The organism is Acidovorax sp., from assembly GCF_046339755.1.
In the GTDB taxonomy this organism is placed as follows: domain Bacteria; phylum Pseudomonadota; class Gammaproteobacteria; order Burkholderiales; family Burkholderiaceae_C; genus Acidovorax.
The window spans coordinates 1-9,750 of record NZ_JBKDTZ010000207.1 but is presented as its reverse complement, the minus strand read 5'-3'; the positions used below and the strand labels follow the sequence as shown (position 1 = coordinate 9,750).

General features: G+C 70.1%; 10 protein-coding genes. 7 read left to right on the top strand and 3 right to left on the bottom strand.

The features are described 5' to 3' along the window. The first annotated feature begins 21 nt into the window (after window positions 1-21). The 5 genes from ACK59X_RS17025 to fahA all read left to right on the top strand — a co-directional run bounded on the left by ACK59X_RS17025 (window position 22) and on the right by fahA (window position 5,180). Complete coding sequence (locus ACK59X_RS17025; protein WP_409959046.1) at window positions 22-141, top strand: hypothetical protein; 120 nt, start codon at window positions 22-24, stop codon at window positions 139-141. Window positions 142-180: 39 nt separating this feature from the next. Then, the gene (locus ACK59X_RS17020) at window positions 181-1,176 is read left to right on the top strand and encodes a Bug family tripartite tricarboxylate transporter substrate binding protein (RefSeq protein WP_017404930.1); all 996 of its coding nucleotides are present in this window, start codon (window positions 181-183) and stop codon (window positions 1,174-1,176) included. A 166-nt stretch (window positions 1,177-1,342) separates the two neighbouring features. Then, window positions 1,343-2,479 carry a porin gene (locus ACK59X_RS17015; protein ID WP_017404929.1) on the top strand — a complete coding sequence of 379 codons (1,137 nt, stop codon included), beginning with the start codon at window positions 1,343-1,345 and terminating at the stop codon, window positions 2,477-2,479. Window positions 2,480-2,574: 95 nt separating this feature from the next. Then, a complete protein-coding gene (gene hmgA, locus ACK59X_RS17010) occupies window positions 2,575-3,861 on the top strand; it encodes a homogentisate 1,2-dioxygenase (protein ID WP_026062256.1) in 1,287 nt (428 codons plus the stop codon). Then, window positions 3,858-5,180: a fumarylacetoacetase gene (gene fahA, locus ACK59X_RS17005; protein ID WP_017404927.1), complete on the top strand. Its 1,323-nt coding sequence runs from the start codon at window positions 3,858-3,860 to the stop codon at window positions 5,178-5,180. The genes hmgA and fahA overlap by 4 nt, the downstream gene beginning before the upstream one ends. A 55-nt stretch (window positions 5,181-5,235) precedes the next feature. On the opposite strand, the gene ACK59X_RS17000 is transcribed toward fahA, so the two are convergent. From ACK59X_RS17000 to ACK59X_RS16990, 3 genes are all read right to left on the bottom strand, one after another. Then, the gene (locus tag ACK59X_RS17000; RefSeq protein ID WP_409959043.1) at window positions 5,236-5,532 is read right to left on the bottom strand and encodes a hypothetical protein; all 297 of its coding nucleotides are present in this window, start codon (window positions 5,530-5,532) and stop codon (window positions 5,236-5,238) included. Between the two features lie 405 nt (window positions 5,533-5,937). Beyond that, window positions 5,938-7,104, bottom strand: coding sequence for an ABC transporter substrate-binding protein (locus tag ACK59X_RS16995; RefSeq protein WP_026062255.1), 1,167 nt, complete (start codon window positions 7,102-7,104; stop codon window positions 5,938-5,940). A gap of 331 nt (window positions 7,105-7,435) precedes the next feature. Further along, entirely contained in the window at window positions 7,436-8,347 is a 912-nt protein-coding gene (locus ACK59X_RS16990) for a LysR substrate-binding domain-containing protein (RefSeq protein WP_017404924.1), read from the bottom strand. 125 nt (window positions 8,348-8,472) lie between these two features. Here ACK59X_RS16990 and ACK59X_RS16985 point away from each other — a divergent pair, with 125 nt between their 5' ends. Together ACK59X_RS16985 and ACK59X_RS16980 are read left to right on the top strand one after the other, a co-directional pair. Then, window positions 8,473-9,132: a substrate-binding domain-containing protein gene (locus ACK59X_RS16985; RefSeq protein ID WP_017404923.1), complete on the top strand. Its 660-nt coding sequence runs from the start codon at window positions 8,473-8,475 to the stop codon at window positions 9,130-9,132. A gap of 33 nt (window positions 9,133-9,165) precedes the next feature. After that, window positions 9,166-9,750 (top strand): amidohydrolase family protein (locus ACK59X_RS16980; protein ID WP_409959040.1); only part of this gene is annotated, 585 nt, incomplete at its 3' end.

The window sequence follows — 9,750 nt, the reverse complement described above, 5'->3', positions numbered from 1 at the left end:
GAATCCATCGAGCAGGCCGACGTGGCGAGAGCCTACGAACGCCCGCTGGTCCTGGTGCGTCCCGACGGGCATGTCGCATGGCGCGGCTCGCACGTGGAGCACGCCGGCCAGGTGGTCGACACGGTCCGCGGCGCCGCTTAGCCGCAAGCCCCTTCCACGAAACAAAAAGGAGACAACCCCATGAAGACTGAACTGCCCGGCCGCGCGATCAAGGCGATGGCCGCCGCCCTTCTCGGCTCGTGCATCGCACTGTGCGCACATGCCAACGGCTATCCCAGCAGGCCGGTCACGCTGGTCGTGCCCTTCACGCCCGGCGGCAGCAACGACGCCCTGGCGCGCACGGTGGGCCAGAAGCTCGGCGAGTACTGGAAGCAGCCCGTCATCGTCGACAACCGCCCGGGCGCGGGCGGCAACGTTGGCACCAAGCAGGCGGCCAAGGCGGCTCCCGACGGCCACACCCTGCTCGTCGTGGCCAACAATTTCGTCACCAACCCCTTCCTCTATCCGGACGGCCGCGCGGGCTACGATCCCGTGAAGGAATTCGTTCCCGTCACGCAGCTGGGCCGCGTGCCCTTCGTCCTGGTCGTCCACCCCGGCCTCGCCGCCAAGTCGACCCAGGAGCTGATCGCCCTGGCCAAGGCCCAGCCCGGCAAGCTGTCCTATGGGTCCGCCGGCGTCGGCACGCCGCACCACCTGACCGGAGAGCTCTTCAAGAGCCTGGCCGGCATCGACATGGTGCACGTGCCCTACCGCGGCGCGCAGCCCGTGGTCACGGACCTGATCGGCGGACAGATCCAGGTGCTCTTCGGCGTCGCGAACTCGGTGCTCCCGCACATCAAGACCGGCGCCCTGCGCCCGCTCGCGGTGGCCGGCGAGCAGCCCCTGCCCTACCTGCCAAACGTCCCGACCGTCGCCAGCGCGGGCGGCCCCTTCAAGGCCTTCCGCAGCGAGGTCTGGATCGGCCTGGTCGCGCCGGCGGGCACGCCGCCCGACGTGGTGGCCAAGATCGAGGAGGCGGCGGGCCGGGCACTGCGGGATCCGGCGGTCAAGGCGGCGCTGGAAGCCCAGGGCCTGGAGCCCGCCCCATCGACGCCGGCCGCGCTCCAGGCACTCATGCAGGAAGACATGGCGCGCTGGTCCAAGGTCATCAAGGACACCGGCGCACGCGCCGAGTGAGGCGCAGCGGCGAGGCCGGCGGCTGATCGCCGCCGCCGGCGCCGCCGCGCCGCCCTCTAACACCCGATTGCAGCTGGCTGACGGCGCGGAGCACCCGCCCGCCGGGCAGCGCATCGCCCGCAGCGTGGCCCGTCAGGCCCCATCCCATCACAACGAGGAGACAACCATGAAGCATTCCCTTTCCGCGGCGGCCGCAGGCCTGCTCGCGCTCGGGCTCGCACCCGCGCATGCGCAAGGAGGCGCGCCGGCGTCCGGCGTCACGATCTACGGCGTGGCCGACGCCGGGGTCGAATGGTCTAACAACGGCGCCGGCTCGTCCCGCCGGCTGGTGTCGGGCGGCGCGCTGGGCAGCCGGCTCGGCTTCCGCGGCGTCGAGGACCTCGGCGGCGGCCTGTCCGCGGTTTTTCGCCTGGAGCAAGGCATCAATCTGGACGATGGCACCCTGGGCCAGGGCGGCCGCGCATTCGGCCGGGAAGCCTCCGTCGGCCTGGCAAGCACCGCCTGGGGCACCGTGACGGCCGGGCGCCTGCCGACGCCCTACTACGTGGCCCAGTCCGGCGTCGACGCCTTCTCGTGGATGGGCAGCGGCGGGCATCTGGCCATCACGCGCAGCACCGACGCGACCCGCCAGCTGCTGCCCCTGGCCGTCAGCGCCCGCTTCGACAACGCGGTGGGCTACGTGACGCCCAGGCTGGGACCGCTGACGTTTCGCGCCATGGCCGCGGCCGGGGAGAATCAGCCCACCATTGGACGCGCCTACAGCGCCTCGGCGACCTACCGCAACGGTCCGGTCGACGCGGTGCTGGCCTGGGCACGACAGCAGGGCGCGGACAACGCGAACGGCCGGATCGACGCCGTCGTCGCCGGGGGCAGCTACGACTTCGGCGCCGCCAAGATCTTCGCGGGCTACACCGCGGAAAAGAACAGCTGCGGCACCTGCACCGGCGCGCTCGCCCGCGCCCAGGGCGTCACGGGCGCCGCGGCCAGCGAGTTCCGCCTGATCAACCTCGGGGCCCGCGTGCCCTTCGGTGCCTTCACCGCCATCGTGCAGGCCGTGCGGATTTCCGACCGCTCGGCCTACGCGGCGGCCACCGGCCAACGGGACGCCACATGGCTGGCCATCGGCGGCGAATACACGCTCTCCAAGCGCACGATGGCCTATGCCTCGCTGGGCGCGGTCGGCAACCAGAACGGCTCGCGCTACGCGCTGGGTTCCGGATCGGCCCAGCAGCCCGCAGGGCTCGGGGGAGCGGGCGACCACCGTTCCACCACGCTCACACTGGGCATGCGCCACGCGTTCTGAACAGACACGGCAGACGCCCAGGTCGTGCGCTCAGGCGCCTGCGTGGCGCAGGAGCGCCGCCGCATGTTGAATCAAACCAAGGACAGGCCATCGCCATGACTGAACCACAACCCGCCTACCAGACCGGCATGTGCAACGAGTTCGCCACCGAAGCCCTCCCCGGGGCGCTCCCCCATGGGCGCAACTCCCCGCAGCGCGCGCCGTACGGCCTGTACGCCGAGCAGCTCTCCGGCACGGCGTTCACCGCGCCGCGCCACGCCAACCGCCGCGCCTGGCTCTACCGCATCCGGCCTTCGACGCTGCACCATCCTTTCGCCCTCGTGGATGCGGGACGGTGGACGAGCCGGGCCGGCGACGGCCCCGTGACGCCCAACCAGCTGCGCTGGGACCCGCTTCCTATGCCCGAGCGGCCGACGGACTTCATCGAGGGCATGACGACGATGGCGTGCAACGCGTCCTGCGCGGTCCACCTCTATGCCGCCAACCGGTCGATGGAGACGCGGTTCCTGTACGACGCCGACGCGGAGCTGCTCCTCGTGCCCCAGGCTGGTCGCCTCGAGCTGGCAACGGAAATGGGCCGTCTGCAGCTCGAGCCCCAGGAGATCGCCGTGATCCCCCGGGGCGTGCGCTTCCAGGTGCGGCTGCTGGACGCCCAGGCGCGGGGCTACGTGTGCGAGAACTTCGGCGCCGCCCTCAAGCTGCCGGACCTCGGTGTCATCGGCTCCAACGGGCTGGCGAATCCCCGGGACTTCTGCACGCCGGTCGCGGCCTACGAAGACCGCGAAGGCGACTTCGAGCTGGTCGCGCGCTTCCAGGGAAACCTGTGGAGCGCGCGCATCGGCCACAGCCCGCTCGACGTGGTCGCCTGGCATGGCAACCACGCGCCCTACAAGTACGACCTGCGGCGGTTCAACACCATCGGCTCGATCAGCTACGACCATCCCGATCCGTCCATCTTCCTGGTGCTGCAGTCCGTCAGCGACACCCCGGGCGTCGACACCATCGACTTCGTGGTGTTCCCGCCGCGCATCCTCGTGGCCCAGAACACGTTCCGGCCGCCCTGGTACCACCGTAACGTCGCGAGCGAGTTCATGGGGCTGATCCACGGGGCCTACGACGCCAAGGCCGAGGGCTTCGTGCCCGGCGGCGCGTCCCTGCACAACTGCATGAGCGCGCACGGACCGGATGCCGACACCTTCGCCAAGGCCAGTGCCGCTGACACCTCCCGGCCGGACTACCTCACCGAGACGATGGCCTTCATGTTCGAGTCGTGCGACGTCTTCAGGCCGACGACGTTCGCCCTGGAGACCGCCCAGCTGCAGGAGGACTATTTCCGCTGCTGGCAGAACCTCGGGAAGCACTTCGATCCGGCGCGGCCATGACGCGGGTGAACGAAACCCACGCGCCGGACCTGCGCAGCTGGGTCGGGTCCGCGAACGAGGACACGACGGATTTCCCGATCCAGAATTTGCCCTTCGGCGTCTTCCGCCGGCGCGGCTCCTCCGGGCCGTTTGGGGGCGGCGTGGCCATCGGGGACCAGATCCTCGACCTGGCCGCCGCGGCCGCCAGCGGCGCACTCGCCGGCGATGCGCGGGATGCCGCGGTGGCCGCCTCGCGCAAGCGCCTCAACGACTTCATGGCCATGGGGCCCGCCGCGTGGTCGGCGCTGCGCCTGGCGCTCTCGCGCGCGCTGCGCACGGGAGCCACGGAGCGCGGCAGGTTGGAGGGATGCCTTCTTGCCCAGCGCTCGGCCGAATACGCCCTGCCCGCGGCCATCGGCGACTACACCGACTTCTACATCGGCATCCACCATGCCACCGCCGTCGGCCGGTTGTTCCGGCCGGACGCACCGCTGCTTCCGAACTACAAATGGGTTCCCATCGGGTACCACGGCCGCAGTTCCTCCGTGGTCGTCAGCGGCGAACCGATCTACCGCCCGCTCGGCCAGAGCAGGGCCGAGGCCGGCGACCCGGAATTCGGTCCGAGCAGGCGCCTGGACTACGAACTGGAGCTCGGTTTCCTGGTGGGCCCGGGCAACCGGCGCGGCGAGCCCATTGCCATCGGCAGCGCCGAGAGCCACCTGTTCGGGGTCGCGCTGTTCAACGATTGGTCGGCGCGCGACATCCAGCCCTGGGAGTACCAGCCGCTGGGGCCCTTCCTGTCCAAGAACTTCGGCAGCACGCTCGCCCCGTGGGTCGTGACATTTGAGGCGCTGGCGCCGTTCCGGGCCGCTTGTCCGCGTGCGCCCGGCGACCCCGAGCCATTGCCCTATCTGAATTCCGAACGGAACCGGGCCAGCGGCTCGGTCGATGTGCAGCTCGAGGTGCTGCTCCAGACCGAGGCGATGGCCCGGTCGGGCCTGCTGCCAGCGCGCCTGTCGCGCTCGAGCTTCGTGGAGGCCGCCTACTGGACCCCCGCCCAGCTCGTGGCCCACCACACGGTCGGCGGCTGCAACCTCGCGCCTGGCGACCTGCTCGGATCGGGCACGCTGTCCGGGCCACATCCAGAACAGGCCGGCTCGCTCCTCGAGCGGACTGCCGGTGGACGGCAGGCCATCGCCCTGCCCTCGGGCGAGCACAGAACCTTCCTGGAGGACGGCGACACCGTCATCCTGCGCGCCTGGTGCGAACGCAGCGGAGCGCGACGCATCGGCTTCGGCGCATGCGCCAGCACCATCCACGCGCCGAAGCGCGCACCCTAGCCTCGCCGCGCGCTGCCCTGCACTGCCAAGCTGGCACCCGGGCGCGTCCTGCAATTCAGCGGCGAGGCAGGTTGGGACACTCGCTGACCGGCGTCGTGTGCCCGGCCGCCAGGCGCTGCGCGCATGCCGGCGCGTGGTCGCAGAACGTGCACCGGACTTCCGCCGCCCGGGTCGCCGGCAGGTCGTCCTGGGTCCTTGCCGCCTGCACCTGACGCCGGGCGGTGAACTTCCGCAGTTCCAGCGCGCCGGGATGCCGGAGCCTCCACCACTCGGGGTGCAGGTTCAGCCACAGCAGCGTGGCCGCACCGCCAAGTAGCGTCAAAATCACGAGAATCCCCAGAAGCTTGTCCATGATCGTTCCTTTCTGCCATCGTCGGCGGATGCAGGCTGGGCGGCCCTGCAGGTTCTGCCGTCTCCGCAGGCGCAGGCGATTTTTTGTTAGTCGCCTAACTATTAATCTAGGCCTGCCGCGGCCGGCCGTCAACCGCCGCGGGCGGCGTCCTGGACGAATGTTGATCTCGCGCAAACCCGGACGCACCCGCGCCGCCCTCCGACGCGGGGGATCCGCGGGTACGGCCGGAAGCGATCCACCGCTGCGGCCCTCCTCTCCCGCCGGCGGATGTCGTGCGCCGCAGACCCATCCGCGCCCCGAGGCACATGCAGGTACGGCCGGGGCACATGGCCGGTCGCTCCACGCGCGGCGGCGCGGCCGCCAATGCGCAGCGGCGCTGGGATCCGAGCCGTCCCGGCCGCGTACTCAGCGCAGCATGCGTCCGTTGTGCGTCATCACCAGGATGTCGGCCACGTCGATGCCGCTGGCGATCTTTCCCTCGGTCGGCGCGGAGAAGGAGACGCCGCCGAGGGACACCCCCTGCATCGCGCGCAGGGTGGCCTGGAGCGCGGGGCGCGTCAGCCCGGGTGCGCGCCGCAGGCCTTCCAGCAGCACCTGCGCGTTGATGTAGCCTTCGAACGAACTGAGGGACAGCCGGTCGTAGTTCCGGGCCTTCATCGCTGCCTGGTATTCGCGCGCCAGGGGAAGCAGCGTCGCATAGGGGTTCGGCACGACGCTGGAGAAGGCCGTGCCAACCGCATCGGCGCCCACTTGCTCCCACACCGAGCGCTCATCGACCGTGGAAAGGCAGACCATCTGCGCCCACAGTTTCGTCGCCACCTTGGCGCGGATGGCGGCGATCCCGGTCGCGGTCACGCCACCGACCACTACTACGTCGGCGCCGCTGCGCTCGATGCTCCGCGCCTGCTCGGTGTAGTCGGTGGCGTCCCGCGCATAGGGCACGGCGGCGACGAGCGGCAGTCCCTGCGCCTTCAGCACCGACTCGAACTGCGCGCGGAACGCCGTGCCCGAGTTGTCGGTCGCGTGCAGCACGGCGAAGCGGCTCCGGCCAATGGTGGGAAACAACGCGGCGATCGCGCGGGTCTCCGCGTCGAACGTCGCTCGCACATGGGTGACGATCTCGGTCCCCGGGCGGCGGAATGCATCGTTTCCGTGCAGCACGCCGACGATCGGCACGCCCGCGCGGGTCGCCGCCGGAATGGCGGCGCCGATGATCGGGCCGCCGAACAAAGAGGTCACCGCGACGACGGATTCCCTTGCCGCCAGCGACCCGATGGCCTCGACGGTCTTCTCGGCCTGGTACCCGTTGTCGATGGCCAGGAGCTTGACGGGCTGCCCCCGGATCCCTCCAGCGCGGTTCGCCTGTTCGAGCGCTCCGTCCACGCCCTGCCTGATCATCTCGGCCTGGCGCGCCTGTCCTCCCTGCAAAGGAAGCAGCATCGCGATCTGGATCTCGCGCGCCGCCGCCCGCGCTCGGAACGGCAATCCGACGGCCGCCGCTGCGAGCACCCCTCCGATGCACGAAAAGGTGCGGCGCCGCGCTCGGTCGGTACCCGTAGGTTCAGTGTTCATTGTCTGCCTCTCTCCATCATTGGTGCGCGCGATCGGTGCCGCAGCCCCACGCCGGCCGGTCGCGCTGACTTTTTGCGAGGCGACTCTAAACACTTTGTCGCGCGCTTGATAGATTGAGTCTCAGTCAATGTGAGTCCGCCGCGCGGGTGCGACTTCCGCACGGACAGAGGCCTGCATCGCCGGGCGGGGTACTGCCCGCATGCGTCCTGCATCTCGCCGAGGGCGGCTGCGCCGCACCGGGCCATATGCGCCGAAAGGCCGTGGCCTGCAAGGCTGTCACCACGGACGGCCCGGCGGGCATCGGACACGCCGAGCCGGGCCGACCGGGCCTTCACGCCGGCCGGAGGACTTCGGAGACCGTCAGCCGCACCAGGTCCAGCGTGGTCTTCTGGACCTGCGTGGCGGGGCGTTGCAGGCTGGTCGCCAGGGACAGCGCTATGCGCAGCGGCGGCGCACCGATGACCTGGGCGCTGTAGGCAGAAGGAACAGGCGAATTGAGCAGCGCGTTGCGCGGCAGCACCGCGTACCCGGCCCCGTCGGCCACCATGTCCAGGATGGCGGCGACCCCGTCGATCTCCAGCGCGATCTCGGGCCGGCAGCCGATGAGCGCCATCTCGGCTTCCACGTGCATGCGGATCGCGTTGGGGCGCGAGGGAATGACCAGCGGCAGCCGCGCGAGCTCGGCGAGCGCGATGGGGCCGGGCGGCGGGTCCTCGGCCAGCCCGCGCGGGCGGGCGCGCACGAGCAGCAGATCCTCGTCCATGAGGTGCGACACATCCACATCGCGCACCGGCTGGCCGTTGTAGAGCACGACGATGTCCAGGCGACCGCTGACCAGTCCTCTCAGGAGTTCGCTCGAAAGCCCTTCGCTGATCGAGAGCCGAGCCTCCGGCAATTCCTTGCGGAAGGCGCGCATGAGCGGCACCGCCATCGCGCGCGCCACGCTGCTGGGCAGCCCGATGGCGACGGCGCCCGAGACGCCGCCGCGCAGGCGCTCCATGTCCTCCCGCGCCCGGGCCATCTGGTGCAGGATGCCCCGCCCATGGTCGACCAGCAACCGGCCCGCCTCCGTGGGCGTGACGCCGCGGCCATTGCGCACCAGCAGGTTCTGGCGCAGCTCCACCTCCAGCAGGCGCACCTGCCGGCTCAGGGCCGACTGGGCCATGCCGAGGGCCGCCGCGGCATGGGTGAAGCTGCCCATTTCGGCGACCCGCACAAAGTACTCGAGCTGCTTCAGATCCATCGACAAATGAGATATCTGGTAGACCAATCCGCCACTTCTTGTATAGCTGGAATTGCAGCAGAATACCCCAAAATACTTAGCCACCAAACAATCCTATGAATGCTCCGCTTCGTGGAATCTCCTCCATGGCCACCCGCCAGGTGTTGGCCGAGCTGCTGGCAGCATACGAGCAGCAGACCGGCCAGCGCGCAGCCATCGAGGCCGTGGGCGGCGTGGACGCGGCCAAGCGGGTGCAGGCCGGCGAGGCTTTCGACGTGGTGGTGCTTGCCTCTGACGCCATCGACAAGCTCATCGCGGCCGGCGCCGTCGTGGCCGGCAGCAGGACCGACTGGGTGCGCTCCGGCGTGGCCGTGGCGGTGCGCGCGGGCGCGCCGCTGCCCGACATCGGCTCGGAAGACGCAGTGCGCAGTGCCGTGCTGGCCGCGCGCAGCATCAGCTATTCCACCGGCCCGAGCGGCGTGGCGCTGGCGAAACTGTTCGAGCGCTGGGGCATTGCCGACCAGGTGGCCGGCCGCATGGTGCAGGCCCCGCCCGGCGTGCCCGTGGGCTCCCTGGTGGCACGTGGCGATGTGGAGCTCGGCTTCCAGCAACTGAGCGAGCTGCTGCACGTGGAGGGCATCACCATCGTGGGCCCGCTGCCGCCTGCGATCCAGATCACCACCATTTTTTCATCGGGCGTCGCTGCCTCCAGCCAGCAGCCCGAGGCCGCCAAGGCGCTGCTCGACTTCTTCGCATCGCCAGCGGCGGCCGAAGCCAAGCAACGCCAGGGCATGGACCCTGCCTGAACCCGAACACCAAGATCCAAGGAGCACAACGCAATGAGCCTCATCATCGACTGCCATGGCCACTACACCACGGCACCCAAGGCGCTGGAGAACTGGCGCAACCAGCAGATCGCCGGCATCAAGGACCCGGCCGCCATGCCCAAGGTCGCCGATTTGCAGATCAGCGACGACGAGCTGCGCGAGTCCATCGAGACCAACCAGCTGCGCCTGATGAAGGAGCGCGGCAGCGACATCACGCTGTTCTCGCCGCGCGCCAGTTTCATGGCCCACCACATCGGCGACTTCAATGTCTCCAGCACCTGGGCGGCCATCTGCAACGAGCTGTGCCACCGCGTCTCCACCCTGTTCCCCGACAACTTCGTGCCCGTGGCCATGCTGCCGCAAAGCCCCGGGGTGGACCCCGCGACCTGCATCCCCGAGCTGGAGAAGTGCGTCAAGGAATACGGCGCGGTGGGCATCAACCTCAACCCCGACCCCTCGGGCGGCCACTGGACCAGCCCGCCGCTGACCGACCGCCACTGGTACCCCATCTACGAGAAGATGGTGGAGTACGACCTGCCCGCCATGATCCACGTGAGCACCAGCTGCAACGCGTGCTTCCACACCACGGGCGCGCAC